This is a genomic window from Tropicimonas sp. (assembly GCF_047971885.1).
Lineage (GTDB): Bacteria > Pseudomonadota > Alphaproteobacteria > Rhodobacterales > Rhodobacteraceae > Tropicimonas.
Genome location: NZ_JBKEAE010000013.1, coordinates 1 through 18,781 on the forward strand (window position 1 = coordinate 1; position 18,781 = coordinate 18,781).

The following is an 18,781-nucleotide window of genomic DNA, read 5'->3' on the forward strand; positions in this document are numbered from 1 at the left end:
CACCCGCCGGCCAGCACGTCAGAGCGCTCGTCCGCCGGCAGCGCGACGCACTGGGGGTCAAGACCACGTGCGGCGCGTCGTACATCTCGTGCGGGCTGCCCAACCGGCACGGCATCATCGCCGCCTTCCTGCCGATGGCGATCGGCGCCGGCATGACCTAGGCAATCATGAACCCGGTCCGTGCCGGCGAAATGGAGGCAATCCGCGCCGCCAATTTCCTCATGAACCACGATGCCAACGGCGGCACCTGGATCGGGTTCTCACGGGTGCTGGAGGCGATGAAGGAAGGCGCGACCTTCGCCGAAGCCTCGCAGGCCGCAGCGACGGCGGGCACGGGGCGCGGCGGACGCCGCCGCCGGCGCGGCTGACTGCGCGGCCGGCGAAAAAACGGTGCGACAAGAAACCCGGCGCACGCGCCGGGCGCGTTGTAAATCGCAGAGCGAATCACCCCTGTTGGCAATGCCGCCCGGCGCCGGAAACCTCATGGAGCGTGGGTTCGGCATGCGAATCGGTGATGACACACGGCGCATGACGCAGATATGCACATGGGTTTATCGCGCCTGGGTTGTCCTTTCAGGATTCCGAATATCGCGACGCGGGTAAATAACCCCAAAAAAAGCGTGTCGAATTTGTCAAGTAGGGTTTTTTTCACTCATTTTTCACGTAGCAAAAGGTTAATGATAGGTTATTGTATGATGCAGTGCAGACAAGTGGAGTACGTTATGAAATTCTCAGTCCTTTCGACAGTGGCCGCAATTGCGATTGCCGCCGCTGGCACGGCCTCGGCCCTTCCGACCGTCATGCTCGACTCGGTCACCTCGGAATGGATCGCGGCGACCCCCGGAACAGCGGCCAACCTGACCGGCCTGAATGCCGGCGCGGCGCCGTCCAGCACCCTGTCCTGGGGCACCTCGACCGGCTATGGCCAGTCCAACTACAATTTCGCCGGTGTGGCGCCGCTGCCTCAGGAAGTGACCAGTTTCCCGTTCCTGCTCGGCGATTTCTCGCACTACAACTACCCGATCACCGGGACGGCTATCGATTCGGCAACGCTGGCCGTGACGATCGCCGGCACGATCGGCGGGGAAGCCTTCTCGCTGACGTCGAGCTTTCTGTTCAACCATGACGAGACGACGAACGACCAGAACCCCTGCCCCTATGGCGACACCTCGCCCTGCGGCGATCAGGTCAGCTTCGGCGGCGTCACCGGCGCGACCAGCGTCATCGTCGACAATCAGGAATATATCCTGAGCTTCGTCGGCTTCCAGGCAGAGCCGGGCGGCAGCGTTCTCTCCCACTTCTTCAGCGACGAGTACGGCAACAACTCCGCCGGTCTTTATGCCAACATCGTTCCGGGCCAGAGCTTCGGCCAGGTTCCGCTTCCGGCGGGTGCAGTCCTTCTGCTGAGCGGCCTTGGTGCGCTGGGTGTTGCCCGCAAGCGGCGCAAGTCGGCCTGAACCGGCTGATCCAGGATCATACCTGAACCCGGGGGAGGGCCGCGATATTTTCGCGACCCTCCCCTTTCCTTCATGAAAGCGATGACATCCGTACGGGCGAGGATGATTCGCCCAAGCGCGCGCTTTAGCATCGCCCGCTTCATCGCCTGATCTGTCTGTCGTCAATTCGCCGCAAAATGTGGCGCGCGCTCGTGTGCAGGTTGCACCTGCTTTCCACCGCTCATCCGTGGCGGGCTGGAAAGGTATGGATTTCCACCATTTCGATTTCCCCGGCAGAATTTCCGGTGCGCCAAGGTTAACGTTTGGTTAACATCGCACTACCGCAATTTTTTGTCGGAGGAAGTTATGAAACTCTCGTTTATTGTAACTTCATCAGTACTGGCGTTTATGGCCAACGCTGCATCCGCAGCAACAGTTCAATTGACCGACATCTCGGCAACCTGGTTGAATACGGTCGGCGGCGCTGCCGTCAACACGATCAACAACGGATCGCTCACCCCCTCGCTTCGCTGGGGAACGGGCAATTCCGGGCAGTCGGGCTATGACCTCGTCATCGACAGCGGCGCATCCGCCATGCCGGGCGAGACCTTCACGCTCGGGTCGTTCACCCATATCAACCGGCCGATCAACGCCGGTACGTCGATCAGTTCGACCGAACTGGACATCGTCGGCGATATCTGGCTGGACGGCGTGCTGGAAATGGCGGATGCCAAGTTCAGCTTCTCGTTCCTGCACAACGAAACCTCAAACACCGGCGGCGGCAACTGCTGCGACGACATCGTGATGACCAGCCTGCTCAACGACACCTCGGTGTTCAGTGTCGGCGGCGTCGACTACACGCTGTCGATCGCCGGGTTCTTCCAGAACGGTGTCTTCAACAGCGTCTTCATCTCGCCCGAGGGCGGCTCGACCCAGGGGCAGGTGATGGCGTCCTTCTCGTCCGAGGTGCCGCCGGTTCCGCTTCCCGCGGCCGGATGGCTGCTGCTCGGCGGGCTCGGTGCGATGGGGGTCGCAAGCAAGCGCCGCAAGGCCGCCTGAACCGACCGGACGGACCCACCGTCACACCTGCAAGGGAAACGCCGCGGAAATTGGTCCGCGGCGTTTTCGTATCCGGTTCGCGGGCCGGAAATCCGGCGCAGATGTCGCATCCGGGCGGTAAAGGGGGCGTTCTTGTCCCGCGCCGGGGGGTAATCTAGATATGGTGTCCCGACGGCGGCCGGCGCACCGGCCGCAGCGCCGCCATGCAACCGAACGACAGGACAGCCCGTGAGCAGCAAGGACCCGCTGGTTATTTTCACCCCTTCCGGCAAGCGCGGCCGGTTCGCGGCAGGCACGCCGGTTCTGACCGCCGCGCGGCAGCTTGGCGTCGACCTCGATTCGGTTTGCGGCGGGCGCGGCATCTGCTCGAAATGCCAGATCACCCCGGCGTTCGGCGACTTTCCCAAGCATGGTGTGACCGTGGCCCCGGACGCGCTGTCGGGCTGGAACGCCGTCGAGGCGCGCTATGACGAGAAGCGCGGGCTGAAACCCGGACGGCGACTGGGCTGTCAGGCGCAGATCCTGTCGGACGTGGTGATCGACGTGCCACCCGAAAGTCAGGTTCACCGTCAGGTCGTGCGCAAGGCGGCAACCGAACGCGTGATCGAGGCCGACCCGGCGACCCGCCTTTATCTGGTGGACGTGGCCGAGCCCGACATGCACGAACCCTCGGGCGATTTGCAACGCCTGCGCGCCGCGCTGAAGCTGACATGGGGTGTCAAGGCGCCCGACGTGCCCCTGCCCCTGATCGCGCGGCTGCAACCGGCGCTGCGCAAGGGCAACTGGCAGGTCACGCTGGCAGTGCACCAGCCGCACGACGGGCCGGCGCGGCTGATCGACATCTGGCCGGGATTTTTCGAAGGCCCGTTGCTGGGCCTTGCCGTCGACCTGGGGTCGACCACCATCGCCGGCCATCTGTGCGACCTGTCGGACGGCCGCGTACTGGCCTCGGCCGGGGTCATGAACCCCCAGATCCGCTTTGGCGAGGATCTGATGAGCCGCGTCTCCTATGCGATGATGAACGCCGGCGGCGCGGCCGAGATGACCGGCGCCGTGCGCGCGGCGCTGAACGATCTGGCACGCCAGACCATAGCCGATGCCGGCGCCGATCCGCGATCGGTTGTCGAGACGGTTTTTGTCTGCAACCCGGTGATGCACCATCTGCTGCTGGGAATAGACCCGGTGGAACTGGGACAGGCACCCTTTGCGCTGGCGAGTTCGGATTCGGTATCTCTTGCGGCAGCCGAACTTGGCATGGACGCGGTCAACCCGCAGGCCCGCACCTATATCCTGCCCTGCATCGCCGGGCATGTCGGTGCCGATGCGGCCGCCGTGGCCCTGGCCGAGGCGCCGGGGGCGCGCGAAGAACTGTCGCTTGTCATCGACGTCGGGACCAACGCCGAAATCCTGCTCGGGAATTCATCGCGCGTTCTCGCCTGTTCCTCGCCCACTGGACCGGCATTCGAGGGCGCGCAGATATCGTCGGGCCAGCGTGCGGCGCCCGGCGCCATCGAACGCATCCGCATCGACCCGGCAACGAAAGAGCCGCGCTTTCAGGTGATCGGCTGCGATCTCTGGTCGGACGCGCCAGGCTTTGCCGACGCCACCGCGACCACCGGCATCACCGGCATCTGCGGCTCTGGTATTATCGAGGCGGTGGCAGAAATGCGCATGGCCGGGCTGGTCGATGCCTCGGGCCTGATCGGCTCGGCCGCACAGACAGGCACCCCGCGGAGCGAACCCGAGGGGCGCACCCACGCCTATCTGATCCACGACGGCAGCCCCGGCGGGGGGCCGCGCATCTCGGTAACGCAGGGCGATATCCGCGCCATCCAGCTTGCCAAATCGGCGCTCTATGCCGGGGCGCGGCTGCTGATGGACGAATTCGGCATCGACACGGTGGATCGCGTGGTGCTCGCCGGTGCTTTCGGCGCCCATATCAGCCCGAAACACGCCATGGTGCTGGGAATGATCCCCGACGTTCCGCTCGGCGCGGTAACGGCCGCCGGGAACGCCGCCGGAACCGGTGCGCGCATCGCCCTGCTCAACCGGGCGGCACGAAGCGAAATAGAGACGACGGTGCGCACCATCACCAAGGTCGAAACCGCCATCGAGCCGCGCTTTCAGGAGCATTTCGTCGCCGCCAATGCCCTGCCCCACGCCACCGCGCCCTTCAGCGAACTCAGAAAGGTGGCACCGCTGCCCGAGGTAAGTTTCAACACCGGCGGCGACCCGGCCGATGGCGGGCGCAGGCGCCGACGGCGGCGCGGCTGACGCACCTGCAAACCCAGGCCGGCCCATGCGGTGCGGGCCTGCAACCGGCCGGCGGAAAAATGCGCGGAACCCGCAGCGAAAGAAACGGCAGGGTTCCCGGCAAGCCTCAGCTATCGCCGCCGCCGGTTTCCGCCGCTTCGACAGGGGCGGCCGGTGCCTCGGCCTTGGCTTTCGGGGTCCGGGGCTTGCGGGGGGCGCGTGGCTTGGGCTTGGGTTTCGGCTGGCTCTCGGGCGTTTCCACCAGGTTGCTGTCTCCATCCGCGTCGTCGATCCCGATCACGTCGCTGGAGGACGGCAAGGGGGCGCGAATCTCGGGCTGCGGATCGCCGGGCATATCGTCCTCGATCAGTTCCGGCTCGGCGCTGTCGTTGCGCTCGCGCGCCTGCATCGCGTCGGGCTGCGGGCGTTCGCGCTGCCCAACGCCCTGATCCTGGGCCGGTTGCGGTCCGTCGCCGCGCTGGCGGTCGCGCTGCTGCTGTTCCTGCTCGCGCCGCGCCTCCATCTCGCGCTGCGCCTCGCCCAGCATGCGGGTGTAATGCTCGGCATGCTGCTGGAAGTTCTCGGTTGCCACACGGTCGTTGCCGAGCGACGCATCGCGCGCAAGCTGGGTGTATTTGTCGATGATCTGCTGCGGCGTACCGCGCACTTTGCCCTCGGGCCCCGAGGAATCGAAGACCCGGTTGACAATGTTGCCCATCGAGCGCGAGCGGTTCCCCTTGGAACGCGAACGTGACTTGGAAGATCTCATAGGTATCGTTGTCCGCCTTGTTGCGGTAGTATCCGGCCCTTGCGTCGTCTGATGCGGGTTAACATCCCGCAGCCCGGACCGAGTTGTTATGGCTTTCGCGCGGAGGGGTCGAATACCCGTCGCTCCGCGTCGTGCCTGATAAGCATGCGACAGATGCGCTGGCAAGTCAAATTCCGCACAGTTCGGCAGTTTGGGCAATCATGCGCGCGAAATCGTCACTTTAGGGTAACGGCAGACCTGCGGTGTTCAATCCGCGGGGGCCCGGGCGCATACAACCCGATCCCGCCCATCCAGATCGGGCCGGATCCGGATGTTTTCAAGACCGGCATGCTGAAACAGCCCGGACACCGCAGCGCCCTGCTCCGGCCCGATCTCGACCAGCAGCCTTCCGTTTGGCACCAGGTGCGCAAGTGCCCCGGTGGCGAGCGTCCGATAGGCGCCAAGCCCGTCCCCTTCATCGGTCAGCGCCATGCGTGGCTCCCAGAGCCGGGTTTCGGGTTGCAGGGTCTCCATCTCGGCGGCCGAAATATAGGGCGGGTTCGATACGATCAGATCGAACCGCCCCTCGACTGCGGAAAACCAGTCCGAGAGGATGAAACAGACGTCGATGCCAAGCCTGCGGGCATTGCCGCGTGCAACCCTCAGCGCCGCTTCGGAAAGCTCGGCACCGACGCCATGGGATGACGGTTGTTCCGCAAGCAATGTCAGAATGATACAACCCGTTCCCGATCCCAGGTCCAGGGCATTTTCGAACGGCTCTTCCAGCGCGGCCGCAACCAGTTCCTCGGTTTCGGGGCGCGGATCCAGCACATCGGGCGTTACCCGGAACATCCGCCCGCAGAACATCCGCCCGCCGATGATCTGGGCAACCGGCTGGCGGCGTTCGCGCGCCGACAGCGCCGCCTCCAGCGCCGTTCCGGCCGGGAACGGATCGCGCAGGTGCAGTGTCACCCGCTCCGGCGCAAGCCCGGCGGCAAAGGCGGTCAGCCGCCGCGCATCGCGTTCCGGCGTCTCGATGCCGGCGGCACGCAGGCGCCGCGCCGCCGCCGCGATTGTTTCGGCGAATGTGCTCACACGCCCATCTCGGCCAGCTTGCGGGCCTGATCGTCGGCGGTCAGCGCGTCGATCACCTCGTCCAGATCGCCCTGCATGATCTGATCGAGGCGATAGAGCGTCAGGTTGATCCGGTGATCGGTCATCCTTCCTTGCGGAAAGTTATAGGTCCGGATGCGTTCCGACCGGTCGCCCGAACCGACCTGTGCCCTGCGGTCGGCGGCGCGTTCGTCCGCCGCACGCTGCCGTTCGAGGTCGTAAAGCCGCGCCCGCAGCACCTGCATTGCAATCTCGCGGTTGCGATGCTGGGATTTCTCGGAACTGGTCACCACGATGCCGGTAGGCAGATGGGTGATCCGCACCGCCGAATCGGTGGTGTTGACGTGCTGCCCGCCCGCCCCGCTGGCGCGCATCGTGTCGATGCGGATATCGCCTGCCGGGATATCCACCTCCCCCTCCTCGGCCTCGGGCAGCACGGCGACGGTCGCCGCCGAGGTGTGGATACGCCCGCCCGATTCGGTCTCGGGCACACGCTGGACGCGGTGCACGCCTGATTCGTATTTCAGCCGGGCAAAGACGCCGGCACCCTCCACATGGGCCACGGCCTCCCTGACACCGCCCAGCTCGCTCTCCTGCAAGGACACGATTTCGAACCTCCAGCCCCTGCGCTCGGCATGACGCTGGTACATGCGCAGCAGGTCGCCGGCGAACAGCGCCGCCTCCTCGCCGCCGGTGCCGGGCCGGATCTCGACCATGGCCGAACGGGAATCGGCCGCGTCCCTTGGCAGAAGCGACAGCCGCAGCGATTGCTCGTATTCCGCCAGCCGGTCCCGCAGAAGTGGCAGTTCCTCTTCGGCCAGCGCTCGCATTTCGGGGTCCTTCAGCATGGCACCGGCTTCGGCGATCTCGGCGCGTACCCGTTTCCAGGCCACGATCTCGGCCACAACCGGCCTCAGATCGGAGTATTCCTTGGCAAGGCGCGCGATCTCGCCCGCCTCGGCCCCGCTTGCCATCTTCGCCTCGATAAACTCGAAACGCGCGGCGATCTCGTCGAGTCTGTCCTCTGGAACCATGCCCAGCAGGTGGCGCATTGCGGTGGCCTGGTCAAGGGCGCGCGCAGCGGCGGATGACAAAGCCGGGCAGGTGCGGGCCTTGTCCACCGGCGAGCGGAACCCTCGTCATCCCATGTGGTTCATCCTTTGCGCAAGCGCCGGTTCCAGCACCAGAGGCAGAGGATTTCGGTTGCGACATGCGCGCCGGCAATGGCCGTGGCACCGGTGGTATCGAAGGGGGGCGAGACCTCGACAATATCGCCACCGACCAGGTCGATCCCGGCAAGGTCCCGCAGGATCGCCGCAGCCTGCCACGAGGCCAGCCCGCCCCAGACCGGCGTGCCGGTACCCGGCGCGAAGGCCGGGTCGAGCGCATCGATATCGAAGGTCAGATAGACCGGGCGGTCGCCGACGATCGCTTTCACGCGCGCCGCAACCTCGCCCGGCGCGGATTCGTGCACCATCCGCGCGTCGATCACATTGAAACCAAGGGGGTGCTCGTTGGTCGTGCGGATGCCGATCTGCACCGAGCGCCCGGGCACAACCACACCCAGCTTCGCCGCCTTGTAAAGAAACGTCCCGTGGTCGATCCTGTCCATGTCGTCGTCGGGCCAGGTATCGGTATGGGCGTCGAACTGGATCAGCGACAGCGGGCCGTACCTGTCGGCATGGGCCTGAAGGATGGGCAGCGTGATCGAATGATCGCCCCCCAGCACCAGCACCCCCGCCCCGGCGCCGAGGATACCCGCGACATGCGCCCTGAGCCGCGCCGGAAATTCCGCCGTCTTCGCATAGTCGAAGGCAAGATCGCCGTAATCGGCGATCACGAATTCGGACAACGGATCGAAGCCCCAGCCATAGGGCGGATCGCCCGGCTGCAGCGCCGATGCCTCGCGGATCGCCCGCGGGCCGAACCGCGTACCGGGCCGGTTGGTCACCGCCTGATCGAAGGGCACGCCGGTGACCGCCAGATCGACCCCGGCGAGGTCCTTGGTATAGCGGCGGCGCATGAACGAAGCAGCCCCGCCGAAGACGTTCTCATAGGCAAGCCCGCGCCCGTGCCCGGCCGAAAAGGCCAGATCGACCTGAGTCTTCGCGTCTTCCAGCGCCATGCTTCCCCCGCTCTCAAGGGCCATGGGTCGGCCCGGCTGGCACAACAGGGTCACAATGCGCGGCCAAAGGCAACCGTTCGGGTGGCTGCGGCGAAGCGCTCGACCATGGACATGCCGCCCCGGTTGGCGGTAGCTGCATCAACCCCGACCGGAAACGGAGACCACGATGAAAGACGCCTCCGACGCGCTTGTCCATAACCCGAAGGGCGGCATGCCCCGCCTGCTGGAAATCATGGCGCGGCTGCGCGACCCGGTGACGGGCTGCCCGTGGGATATGGAACAGACCTGGGAGACCATCGCCCCCTATACGATCGAGGAGGCCTACGAGGTTGCCGATGCGATCGAACGGCAGGCGTGGGGCGAACTGAAGGGCGAACTGGGCGACCTGCTGCTTCAGGTTGTCTATTTCGCCCGGATGGGCGCCGAGCAAGGGCGGTTCGATTTCGATGAAATCGCCGACACGGTCTCGGACAAGATGATCGCGCGCCATCCGCATGTTTTCGGGGACGAGAGCAACCGCAAAAGCGCCGATCAGCAGACACGCGACTGGGAGGTTCAGAAAGCCGCCGAGCGCGACGCCAGGGGCGAACAACGCGTGCTCGATGGTGTGGCGCTGGGGCTGCCGGCGCTGATGCGGGCGCAGAAGCTTCAGAAAAGGGCGGCAAGGGTCGGTTTCGACTGGGAAACCGGCACGCAGGTGGCCGGGAAGATAAGCGAGGAGGCAGCCGAACTGGCGGAAGCCGCCGCATCGCGCGACCCCGGCGCGATCGAGGCCGAGATGGGCGACATGTTCTTTTCGCTCGTCAACCTGTCCCGTCACCTCGGCGTCGATCCGGAGCGGGCGCTGCGCCGGGCGAACAACAGGTTTTCCCGCCGTTTCAACTGGTTGGAGAGCGAACTTCTCAGGCAGGGTTCATCCCCCGCGCAGGCTACGCTCGAACAGATGGATGCGCTGTGGGAAGCCGCCAAGGTGGCAGAGCAGCATGGCGGCGGTTGATCAGATACCAAGATCGCGGAACACCGCCGGCAGCAGTTCCGGCAGGTCTTCGGCGATCAGCCCCGGGCCGAAGCGCAGCGCCGCCTCGACATGCAGCCATGCCGCCGTCGCCGCGGCCGGAACCGGCCAGAAGCCGCGCGCCATCAGCCCGGTCACCATCCCCGACAACACGTCGCCCGAACCGGCTGTCGCCAGCCAGGGTGCGGCACGTTCGTAGCGCGCAGCACTCAGCACCGCATTGCCGGCGGGATCAGCAATCACCGTATCCGCCCCCTTGAACAGCACCACGCAGCCGGCGCGCGCCGCCGCCTCGCGTGTTGCATCGACCTTGGAGCAGGCCGGCCCGGCCGCTACGGGTTCCTGAAGGCGCGCCCAGATATCGGGGAAAAGGCGGGCGAATTCGCCGGCATGGGGCGTCAGAACGACCCTGGAATGCAGATGCGCGAACAGTTCCCTGGGATTTTCGCCAAACGACGTCAGCGCATCGGCATCGAGAACGCAACGCCGCCGGCTGCCAAGCGCGGTGACAACCATGTCCCGCGTCGCGGCGCCAAGCCCGAGCCCCGGACCGAGGCAGAGCGCGTTGAGCCGCTCGTCCCCGAGCGCCGCGCCGAGATCGGAGGCGCCGTTGCAGCGTGTCAGCATGATTGCCGTCAACTGGGCCGAGCATTCCGCAATCGCGGTTCCGGGGGCGGCCACGGTCACCAGCCCTGCCCCTGCCCTGAGGGCGGCGCGCGCCGCCAGCCGCGCCGCGCCGGTCCGCCCGGGACCGCCGGAAATGACAAGCGCGTGGCCGTAATCGTACTTGTGGCCCGCCGGATGCTCTTCACCGCCCTTCCGCAACAGGATCCGGTTGGGCGAAGCAGTCGTCACGACATCGCCGAGCACATCGCGACCCGCACCCCGCAACCTGGCCTGATCGAGCCCGATATCGGCAACCCGGACACTGCCGCACCACTCCGGCCCTTCGGCCAGCAGGTGGCCGAGCTTTTCGCGGTGAAACGAAACCGTCAGGTCGGCGCGCAAGGGCAGATCGGCCCCGGATCCGGGGGCGAGTACGCGCCCGGAATCCATGCAGAGCCCCGACGGCGCGTCGACGGCGACCCGCCGGACCGTCCCTTCGGGAAAGATCGCATCAAGTTCCCGCAGCGACAGGTCAAGGTCCCCGGCCATCGGGCGGCGCAGGCCGGTGCCGAACAGCGCGTCGATCAGCAGGTCCGGAGCCGGCCCGGTTGCGGTATGGTTTTCGGAGCGCAGCCGGAAACGCCACTCGGCAAACGGCACGACACGGCCGATACCGCGCCAGCGGTCGTGATTGGCCAGCGCATCTTCGGGCAGGCGCGCGGGATCGCCGTACAGAAACACCTCGGCCTGCCAGCCGCGCCTGTCCAGCAGGCGCGCGATGACAAAGCCGTCGCCGCCGTTGTTTCCCGGCCCGCAGAGAATCAGAGCGCGGCGCTGGCCGTCGCGCAGTTCCGGAAACGAGTCGAGGATCGCCTCGACAACACCTTCGCCGGCACGTTCCATCAACTCGCGCCCGGAAACCTCGCCGCTGTCGAACGCGGCCCGCTCGATGGCGCGCATTTGGGCAGATGTCAGTATTTCGCTCATGGGACATGCCAATCCTGTTATTGCCCTGCCTGATTTCAGGGCATTTTGCCCGTTTTTTCACCATTTGCCCGCGAAGCAGCCGATGGTCACGCGGCCATCTCGCGTCTTGAATTGTTAACCGGCCCCTATGATGGTCTTTGCATTTACCGGGACGGATCACAGGGAGTCTGCCGCCACCATGAAAAAAATCGAGGCAATCATCAAACCCTTCAAGCTCGATGATGTTAAGGAAGCGCTCCAGGATGTCGGCGCGCAGGGGCTGAGCGTGATCGAGGTCAAGGGGTTCGGACGGCAGAAGGGGCATACGGAGTTGTATCGGGGCGCCGAATATGTCGTGGATTTCCTGCCCAAGGTGAAGATCGAGGTCGTTCTGGCCGACGATCAGGTCGAGAGCGCCATCGAGGCGATCATCACCGCCGCCAGGACCGACAAGATCGGCGACGGCAAGATCTTCGTCTCCCCGGTCGAACAGGCGATCCGCATCCGCACCGGCGAGGAAGGCGACGAGGCGCTGTGAACGCCGCAGGCGACCAACCGGAATATCAATCATTCACAGACAAAGGGACCCAGGTCACCATGAGTAAAGAGACCGTTCTCGGCACCATTCAGCAAGAGGATGTCGCCTATGTGGACGTCCGCTTCACCGACCCGCGCGGCAAGCTGCAGCACGTCACCGTGATCGCCGATCAGGTCGACGAGGACTTCTTCGAGGAAGGCTTCATGTTCGACGGCTCCTCCATCGCCGGGTGGAAATCCATCGATCAGTCCGACATGAAGCTGATGCCGGATGCCAGCACCGCCTATATCGACCCGTTCTATGCCGAAAAGACCCTTGCGGTGCATTGTTCGGTGGTCGAACCCGACACTGGCGAACCCTACGAGCGCGACCCGCGCGGCACCGCCGAAAAGGCCGAGGCCTATCTGCGGGCGACAGGTATCGGCGACGTGGCCTATATGGGGCCCGAGGCCGAGTTCTTCCTGTTCGACGACGTGCGCTTTCAGGTCGGCATGAACAAGGTCGCGTTCGAGGTCGATGCCATCGACGCCGCCTGGAACAGCGACACCGAATACGAAATGGGCAACATGGGCCATCGTCCGGGCATCAAAGGCGGCTATTTCCCGGTGAACCCGATCGACGACGCGCAGGATCTGCGCTCGGAAATGCTCTCGACCATGAAGCGCATCGGCATGAAAGTCGACAAGCACCACCACGAGGTCGCCTCGTGCCAGCACGAGCTGGGGCTGATCTTCGGCTCGCTGACCAAGCAGGCCGACGAGTTGCAGAAGTACAAGTACGTCATCCAGAACGTCGCCCATGCCTATGGTAAGACCGCGACCTTCATGCCCAAGCCGATCGCCGGCGACAACGGCACCGGGATGCATGTCAACATGTCGATCTGGAAAGACGGCAAACCGCTGTTCGCCGGTGACAAATACGCTGATCTCAGCGACGAGGCGCTCTATTACATCGGCGGCATCCTGAAGCATGCCAAGACGCTGAACGCCTTCACCAACCCGTCCACCAACTCCTACAAGCGCCTGATCCCCGGTTTCGAGGCGCCGGTGCTGCGCGCCTATTCGGCATCGAACCGGTCGGGCTGCATCCGTATCCCGTGGGCGGAATCGCCCAAGGCCAAGCGCGTCGAGGCCCGCTTCCCCGACCCGTCCTCGAACCCCTATCTGTGTTTCGCCGCCCTGCTGATGGCCGGTATCGACGGGATCAAGAACAAGATCCATCCGGGCGAGGCGATGGACAAGGACCTCTACGATCTGCCGCCGGAAGAACTGGAGGGCATCCCGACGGTCTGCGCCAGCCTGCGCGAGGCGATGGAATGCCTCGCCGCCGATCACGATTTCCTGCTCGCCGGCGATGTCTTCACCAAGAGCCAGATCGAGGGCTACATGGATCTGAAGTGGGAAGAAATCTACGCCTACGAGCACACCCCGCATCCGATCGAATACAAGATGTACTACAGCTGTTAAGCCCGGGTACAACAGGGTCAGAAAACCGGAAAGGGCGCCGCGCGGCGCCCTTTCTGCATTGCCCGCATGACGCAGCGGTTTCAGCCCTGCCCTTTGGCCCTGAGGATCATCCCGAACAGATCGCGCGGGTCGTCCGGGTCGGCGATCATGTCCAGGTTTTCGAAGCGCCCGGTCCGGTCGAGTTGGTCGCGCAGATAGCGCAGCGCCGAGAAATCCTCGATGGCGAAGCCCACGCTGTCGAACAGCGTGACCTGCCTGTCCGAGGTCCGGCCCGGCGCGCGGCCGGCCAGCACCCGCCATAGCTCGGTCACCGGATGATCGGGGTCGAGTTGCTGGATCTCGCCTTCGATCCGGGTCTGTGGCGGGTATTCGACGAAGATATCGGAACGCAGCAGGATATCGCGGTGCAGTTCCGTCTTTCCAGGACAATCACCGCCGATGGCGTTGATGTGCACCCCGGCGCCGATCATGTTGTCGGTGAGGATGGTGGCGTATTGCTTGTCGGCGGTAACCGTGGTGACGATCTGCGCCCCCTCGACAGCCTCTTCGGCACTGGCGCATTCGACGATGCCGACCCCCCTGCCGGCAAGGTTGCGAGCGCATTTCCGGGTGGCGGCGGCGTCGATATCGTAGAGACGAAACCTGCGGATGCCGAGCAGCCGCGCGAATGCGAGCGCCTGGAATTCCGCCTGTGCCCCGTTGCCGATGATCGCCATCGTATCCGCCCCCGCCGGCGCCAGCGGCCGGGCAGCAACGGCCGACATGGCGGCGGTTCGCAGGGCGGTCAGGATGGTCATCTCGGACAACAGCACCGGATAGCCCGAACCGACATCGGCCAGCACGCCAAAGGCGGTGACGGTCTGAAGCCCCTCGCGCGTGTTCTTCGGATGTCCGTTGACGTATTTGAACGCGTAGTCGATGCCGTCGCTCGTCGGCATCAGTTCGATCACCCCGACGGGCGAATGCGCGGCGATCCGCGGCGTCTTGTCAAACAGTTCCCAGCGCAGGAAGTCCTCCTCGATATAGCCGGCGATCCCGGCCAGCATCTCCTCGACCCCGATATCGTTGACGATCCCCATCATGTCGTCGACCGAGACGAAGGGAACGAGGTTGCGTGTCTGGGCGCCATCGACGGGCATGTGCGGCCTCTCCGGGCTGTCAGGGGTGCGAATCCACGCATGATACGGGCGAAATGCATCTGTCGGAATGGCAATCCGCCCGACCCGTCACAGACCTACGTGACTTCAAACCATGCAGGGATCGTCTAGTATGCCGGATGACAAGCAACCGTCCCGCCGGTCGGGGGGATGTTGTCACCACTCACTCGCTCGCTCCGGGCAGGTGGCATCGGTTCGCCGCCTGCCCGGTTTCGCACCGGTTCAGATCAGCCCCTGCGTGCGCCATTCCATCAGCTTCTCGCGGCTGACCTCGAAATGCATGCTGTCTTCGCGCCGGAACCCGGCCCCCCAGATCCAGCCTTCGGCGTGAAAGAAATCGGCGATGATGATCAGTCCCATCTGGGTCTTGCCGTCGGTGAAATTGTCGAGCGCGCCGTTGATGTTGAGATCCACCGCCAGACCGAAGGAATGGTTCGAGTAGCGGCCCGAGGTTCCGCGTATCTGGCGCACGCAGAGCGCGCCGGCGGTGTTGATCAGGTCGTGCAGCTTGGGGTCCGTCCGCCGGATCTCGGCGAAGACCGTTTTCAGCGATTCGATGGCCGGCCGCAGCATGGTGACGGTCACCGGCCCCACCTGTTCGGTCACCAGCATCTGCTTGAGCGCCGGATTGGTCATTGGCTGGCAATCGTCGCTGAGCGTGTCGCGCGGCTTGCCGAGAAGATCGACAATGAAGCCGGGGGTGGCGACTGTCAGCGGATTGTTGAAATTGGTACGGTCGAAGATCAGTGCGACCTGCGTGTATTCGCTGGCCGCGATGTTGGAATCCGGCGCGATATCGCCCTCCCGCACCATGCCGTCCGGCGAAAGCCCGCCGCGCGCCACGGCGGCTTCGAGCCGCTGGAGGCGGGACTGAAGCTCTTCGACAAGCGCCTTCAGTTCTCCCACCTGCGCTTCCAGTTCGAGTATCTGCCCCTCCTGCTTGAGGTTTTCGATAATGACGCCGCTGATCTCGGCCGATTCCGTTCCGCCCCCGGGGAGCGAAACCCCGCCGCCGGCCAGCAGTCGTGGCAGCACCAGCCACAGGACCGGCGCCAGCAGCACCGCCGCTGCAAGGATGACCGCCGGCAGCAGCCGCATTGTCATGGCCCGTGTCTCCGGCATTGCATGATTACCCAAGGTCAAGTAAATGCCAGGTCCGGACCCGATATCAAGCGCTGAAACAACGCTCCGGCGCCCGCACTGGTAATTTGTCGGGCACCGCAATGGTTTGATTCCTGCCTTGCAAATTGCCGCAAGGTTGGGCGTAGTATAATCTGCGCCTATATTTATTGAGAACGACGCACGTAGAGGAGTGCTGACATGGCTCGCACATTTACGTTTGTAACGATTGCATTCCTGATGTCCGGCGGCCTGTCCGCCTCCGCCCTCGCCCAGGAGGCCGACGCGTCGCTGAAAAGTGCCGAGGAGCTGCAACAGATGTTCGAGGCGCAGAAAACCCGGGGACTGGTGATTGTGCCGTCGAGCGGCGGCGAGGTGATGGCCGACGACACGGATGGCACCAGTATTTCGGTTGCCCCGTCAGCAACGGACGACGGCGAAGCTTCGGCGGCGACCGCCTATGCCTCGGCCGGAGACGACGCCGAGATCAACATCCGCATCGCCTTCGATTTCGACAGCGCCCTTCTGCGCGAGGATCAACGACCCAAGCTGACCACGCTCTGCGAGGCGATCAACAACATGGAAGGCCAGGTGTTCCGCATCGTCGGGCACACCGATGCCGCCGGAACCGAAAGCTACAACGAACAGCTTTCGCTGCTGCGCGCCGAAGAGGTGAAGCGCTACATGGTCGGCACCTGCGAGATCGCCGGGGATCGTCTGGTTGCGATCGGCGTGGGCGAGGCGTATCCGGAAAATGAAGCCGACCCGCTTGCCGACGAGAACCGCCGCGTGGAGTTCCAGCTAATCAGCTAAGCCTTCGCAACGGTCCCCGGGGTGCGCGGCCGGCCGCTCCCCCAGTATGGAGTGTGCATGAATACGCCCCGGTCAGACGCCATTTTTCAGATCGGCGATCTGCTCAACAATACCTTCCGGATCGAAGCCGTGCTCGGGCGTGGCGGCACGTCCGAGGTTTTTCGCGCACGCAACGAGATTTCGGGCCGTCCGGTGGCGCTCAAGGTCCTGCGCAGCGAATTTGCCGGCAACGACGATTTTCTTGTGCTGATGAAGCGCGAAGAGCAGATGCGCGACATCCGACACGACGCGGTTGTCGGATATTCCGAGATTCACCGCACCTCGGACGGGCATATCTACCTCGTGATGGATTACGTCGACGGCCCGTCGCTGGAAACCAGGCTGAAACAGGGCGGCATGCCGGCGGACGAAATCCTGACCGTCGGCCGTCGCGTCTCCGAGGGGTTGCGCGCCGCCCATGCCCGCAAGATCGTGCACAGGGATCTGTCGCCCGACAACATCATCCTGCGCGATGGTGACCCGGCGCAGGCGGTCATCATCGACTTCGGCATCGCCAAGGATACCAACCCCGGCGCGGCGACCATCGTCGGCAGCGAATTCGCGGGCAAGTTCTCCTATGCCGCGCCAGAGCAGCTTGCCGGGGTGACCGATGTGCGCTCGGACATCTATGCGCTTGGGGCGACGCTGCTGGCAACCTTTCGCGGCAAGGCGCCAAATGTCGGCACCAACCTGATGGAGGTGGTGCGGATCAAGAACGAGCCTCTCGACACCAGCGACCTTCCGGAGCCGCTGAAGGCGATCATCGAGCGGATGGTGGCGGCGCGGCCGGACGAACGCTTCCAGACCTGTCAGCAGGTTCTCGACGCAATCCCCGCGCCCGAGCCGTCCGACCCCGAACGGACAACGGTCGTGCACCCGCTTTCGCCGGCACATGACCCCGCAACGGACACCGGCGCATCAGCCCCGGCCGGCAAGCCGCCGGCAGGCCGGTCGCGCATGCCGCTTGTGGCCGTCGGTGCGCTGACACTGGCCGCCATCGCGGGAGGCGCCTGGTATTCGGGGGTGTTCGAAAGCGCCTATCCGGTTGCCGACCCCTATCTTCTGACGGTCGAGAAACCACAGGGCGGCGTTCCTGCGGCGGGCGGCGATGTGCCAAGCCCCGAGATTCGGGACAGGCTCGCCGCACAGGTCGCGGAAGCGGGCGGCGCCTCGAATCTGACCCTGGCAAGCGGCGATATCGCCGAGGGCTGGGGCGGCGGCATACTCGACACGCTCGACACGGCGGTGGAACTCGACAGCTTCAGGCTCAATGCAACCGGCAACCGGCTGAACCTGACGGGCGAGACCAGCGATCCCGAAATCCGCGATGCCGCGCTGCGACTGTTCGAGCCCGGCGCCCTGCCCGACGGAATGACGTTGCAGGGGCAGATCGAATTCGGCCCGGCCCTCGTCACCGGGGCAATGCTGGCACCGGTGCTGAGCCAGTCCGGCGATTGCGGCCCGCTGATGCCCGAGGACATGCCGCCCGACGGATATGCCCGTGGCGACACCGTGCGCATCGCCGGTCATCTTTCGGGCACCGAGGCGCGCAACGCCCTGTTCGACGCGGTAAGCGCCATATCCGGCGACAGGGAGGTCGTTCTCGACACCGTGATACTGAATCCGGCGCTCTGCGGCGTGGAGCAGTTCCTGCCGGTGGTATCGCAGGGCGGATTCGGGGTGGAATATTCGCTGGGAGCTACGGGCGAGACAAACCCGTCCGGCCGGTTCTTCGTCGGTGAAAATCCGGTGATCGATGTCACTGTCCCGCCCGATGTGACAACCGGATATCTCTATGTCTCGATCGTCGATGTGACAGGCAGCGTCTTTCACCTGCTGCCCAACCGCAACCGCACGGACAATTCGATCGCGGATTTGCGCGCCGGCGCAACGGGGGCACTCAAGGTCCGGGTGGCCTATGCCGTGGGCGAAAGCGATGGCCCCGACAAGCTGGCCTTCGAGGTCGACGACAGCCTGCTGGGCAAGAGCGAAGTGCTGATCCTGCACACATCCGAACCGCTGTTCGACGAATTGCGACCGACCACCGAAAGCGCCGAAGGTTACGCCATGGCGCTGGAGGCACAGCAATCCGAACGACCCGGCGCAATCCTGTCGCTCGACCGCGGCACGCTGGCCATGGCCCAGCCCTGAGCGCACCCTTCAGGCGACATCGACCACGATCACCGTCACGTTGTCGGCGCCGCCCCCGTCGAGCGCGCGCTGGACCAGCGTCTGCGTGACGGTTTCGATGGGCGACTGACGCAATATTCCTTCGAGCTGTGCCAGCGAAAGGTACTTGGTAAGCCCGTCGGTGCAGAGCAGGAAACG

Annotated in this window: 15 protein-coding genes and 1 pseudogene; 9 read left to right on the plus strand and 7 right to left on the minus strand. The window is 64.9% G+C overall.

Annotated elements, in window-relative coordinates; genetic code table 11:
* The 4 genes and pseudogenes from ACK5IR_RS01285 to ACK5IR_RS01300 all read left to right on the plus strand — a co-directional run.
* Window positions 1–368: pseudogene (locus tag ACK5IR_RS01285) on the plus strand (methyltetrahydrofolate cobalamin methyltransferase); the annotation flags it as partial.
* Between the two features lie 354 nt (window positions 369–722).
* Window positions 723–1,457 (plus strand): THxN family PEP-CTERM protein, encoded by a 735-nt coding sequence (locus ACK5IR_RS01290; RefSeq protein WP_416925116.1) that lies wholly within the window; start codon window positions 723–725, stop codon window positions 1,455–1,457.
* Between the two features lie 345 nt (window positions 1,458–1,802).
* Window positions 1,803–2,495: a THxN family PEP-CTERM protein gene (locus tag ACK5IR_RS01295; protein WP_416925118.1), complete on the plus strand. Its 693-nt coding sequence runs from the start codon at window positions 1,803–1,805 to the stop codon at window positions 2,493–2,495.
* A 228-nt stretch (window positions 2,496–2,723) separates the two neighbouring features.
* Window positions 2,724–4,769 (plus strand): ASKHA domain-containing protein, encoded by a 2,046-nt coding sequence (locus ACK5IR_RS01300; RefSeq protein ID WP_416925120.1) that lies wholly within the window; start codon window positions 2,724–2,726, stop codon window positions 4,767–4,769.
* Between the two features lie 106 nt (window positions 4,770–4,875).
* Here the strand turns inward: ACK5IR_RS01300 and ACK5IR_RS01305 are convergent, their stop codons facing one another.
* From ACK5IR_RS01305 to speB, 4 genes are all read right to left on the minus strand, one after another.
* Window positions 4,876–5,517, minus strand: a complete 642-nt coding sequence (locus tag ACK5IR_RS01305) for a DUF4167 domain-containing protein (protein WP_416925122.1) — start codon at window positions 5,515–5,517, stop codon at window positions 4,876–4,878.
* Window positions 5,518–5,763: 246 nt separating this feature from the next.
* Window positions 5,764–6,591 carry a peptide chain release factor N(5)-glutamine methyltransferase gene (gene prmC, locus ACK5IR_RS01310; protein WP_416925124.1) on the minus strand — a complete coding sequence of 276 codons (828 nt, stop codon included), beginning with the start codon at window positions 6,589–6,591 and terminating at the stop codon, window positions 5,764–5,766.
* Window positions 6,588–7,643: a peptide chain release factor 1 gene (gene prfA / locus ACK5IR_RS01315; RefSeq protein ID WP_416925141.1), complete on the minus strand. Its 1,056-nt coding sequence runs from the start codon at window positions 7,641–7,643 to the stop codon at window positions 6,588–6,590. Before prfA ends, prmC begins: the two co-directional genes overlap by 4 nt.
* A 119-nt stretch (window positions 7,644–7,762) precedes the next feature.
* The gene (gene speB / locus ACK5IR_RS01320; RefSeq protein WP_416925143.1) at window positions 7,763–8,734 is read right to left on the minus strand and encodes an agmatinase; all 972 of its coding nucleotides are present in this window, start codon (window positions 8,732–8,734) and stop codon (window positions 7,763–7,765) included.
* 166 nt (window positions 8,735–8,900) lie between these two features.
* Here speB and mazG point away from each other — a divergent pair, with 166 nt between their 5' ends.
* Window positions 8,901–9,731, plus strand: coding sequence for a nucleoside triphosphate pyrophosphohydrolase (gene mazG / locus ACK5IR_RS01325; RefSeq protein ID WP_416925126.1), 831 nt, complete (start codon window positions 8,901–8,903; stop codon window positions 9,729–9,731).
* Here the strand turns inward: mazG and ACK5IR_RS01330 are convergent, their stop codons facing one another.
* Window positions 9,732–11,342, minus strand: a complete 1,611-nt coding sequence (locus ACK5IR_RS01330; RefSeq protein WP_416925128.1) for an NAD(P)H-hydrate dehydratase — start codon at window positions 11,340–11,342, stop codon at window positions 9,732–9,734.
* Window positions 11,343–11,520: 178 nt separating this feature from the next.
* Here ACK5IR_RS01330 and ACK5IR_RS01335 point away from each other — a divergent pair, with 178 nt between their 5' ends.
* Both ACK5IR_RS01335 and glnA read left to right on the plus strand, forming a co-directional pair.
* Window positions 11,521–11,859, plus strand: a complete 339-nt coding sequence (locus ACK5IR_RS01335) for a P-II family nitrogen regulator (protein ID WP_416925130.1) — start codon at window positions 11,521–11,523, stop codon at window positions 11,857–11,859.
* Between the two features lie 59 nt (window positions 11,860–11,918).
* On the plus strand, window positions 11,919–13,325 hold the full coding sequence (gene glnA, locus ACK5IR_RS01340; protein ID WP_416925132.1) for a type I glutamate--ammonia ligase: 1,407 nt from the start codon (window positions 11,919–11,921) through the stop codon (window positions 13,323–13,325).
* An 80-nt stretch (window positions 13,326–13,405) separates the two neighbouring features.
* Here glnA and ACK5IR_RS01345 read toward each other — a convergent pair whose 3' ends face one another.
* Both ACK5IR_RS01345 and ACK5IR_RS01350 read right to left on the minus strand, forming a co-directional pair.
* The gene (locus tag ACK5IR_RS01345; RefSeq protein WP_416925134.1) at window positions 13,406–14,464 is read right to left on the minus strand and encodes an ornithine cyclodeaminase; all 1,059 of its coding nucleotides are present in this window, start codon (window positions 14,462–14,464) and stop codon (window positions 13,406–13,408) included.
* A 240-nt stretch (window positions 14,465–14,704) separates the two neighbouring features.
* Window positions 14,705–15,586, minus strand: coding sequence for a M15 family metallopeptidase (locus ACK5IR_RS01350; RefSeq protein ID WP_416925136.1), 882 nt, complete (start codon window positions 15,584–15,586; stop codon window positions 14,705–14,707).
* 216 nt (window positions 15,587–15,802) lie between these two features.
* Here ACK5IR_RS01350 and ACK5IR_RS01355 point away from each other — a divergent pair, with 216 nt between their 5' ends.
* Together ACK5IR_RS01355 and ACK5IR_RS01360 are read left to right on the plus strand one after the other, a co-directional pair.
* Entirely contained in the window at window positions 15,803–16,414 is a 612-nt protein-coding gene (locus ACK5IR_RS01355) for an OmpA family protein (RefSeq protein ID WP_416925138.1), read from the plus strand.
* A gap of 57 nt (window positions 16,415–16,471) precedes the next feature.
* Window positions 16,472–18,604, plus strand: coding sequence for a protein kinase domain-containing protein (locus ACK5IR_RS01360; protein ID WP_416925140.1), 2,133 nt, complete (start codon window positions 16,472–16,474; stop codon window positions 18,602–18,604).
* The last annotated feature ends 177 nt before the right edge of the window (window positions 18,605–18,781 follow it).

What these genes read in the sequence shown, in the direction of transcription:
- ACK5IR_RS01290 (WP_416925116.1), top strand. Translation starts at nt 723, where the DNA reads ATGAAATTCTCAGTCCTTTCGACAGTGGCCGCAATTGCGATTGCCGCC.
- ACK5IR_RS01295 (WP_416925118.1), top strand. Translation starts at nt 1,803, where the DNA reads ATGAAACTCTCGTTTATTGTAACTTCATCAGTACTGGCGTTTATGGCC.
- ACK5IR_RS01305 (WP_416925122.1), bottom strand. Translation starts at nt 5,517, where the DNA reads ATGAGATCTTCCAAGTCACGTTCGCGTTCCAAGGGGAACCGCTCGCGC.
- prfA (WP_416925141.1), bottom strand. Translation starts at nt 7,643, where the DNA reads ATGGTTCCAGAGGACAGACTCGACGAGATCGCCGCGCGTTTCGAGTTT.
- speB (WP_416925143.1), bottom strand. Translation starts at nt 8,734, where the DNA reads ATGGCGCTGGAAGACGCGAAGACTCAGGTCGATCTGGCCTTTTCGGCC.
- mazG (WP_416925126.1), top strand. Translation starts at nt 8,901, where the DNA reads ATGAAAGACGCCTCCGACGCGCTTGTCCATAACCCGAAGGGCGGCATG.
- ACK5IR_RS01330 (WP_416925128.1), bottom strand. Translation starts at nt 11,342, where the DNA reads ATGAGCGAAATACTGACATCTGCCCAAATGCGCGCCATCGAGCGGGCC.
- ACK5IR_RS01335 (WP_416925130.1), top strand. Translation starts at nt 11,521, where the DNA reads ATGAAAAAAATCGAGGCAATCATCAAACCCTTCAAGCTCGATGATGTT.
- glnA (WP_416925132.1), top strand. Translation starts at nt 11,919, where the DNA reads ATGAGTAAAGAGACCGTTCTCGGCACCATTCAGCAAGAGGATGTCGCC.
- ACK5IR_RS01345 (WP_416925134.1), bottom strand. Translation starts at nt 14,464, where the DNA reads ATGCCCGTCGATGGCGCCCAGACACGCAACCTCGTTCCCTTCGTCTCG.
- ACK5IR_RS01350 (WP_416925136.1), bottom strand. Translation starts at nt 15,586, where the DNA reads ATGACAATGCGGCTGCTGCCGGCGGTCATCCTTGCAGCGGCGGTGCTG.
- ACK5IR_RS01355 (WP_416925138.1), top strand. Translation starts at nt 15,803, where the DNA reads ATGGCTCGCACATTTACGTTTGTAACGATTGCATTCCTGATGTCCGGC.
- ACK5IR_RS01360 (WP_416925140.1), top strand. Translation starts at nt 16,472, where the DNA reads ATGAATACGCCCCGGTCAGACGCCATTTTTCAGATCGGCGATCTGCTC.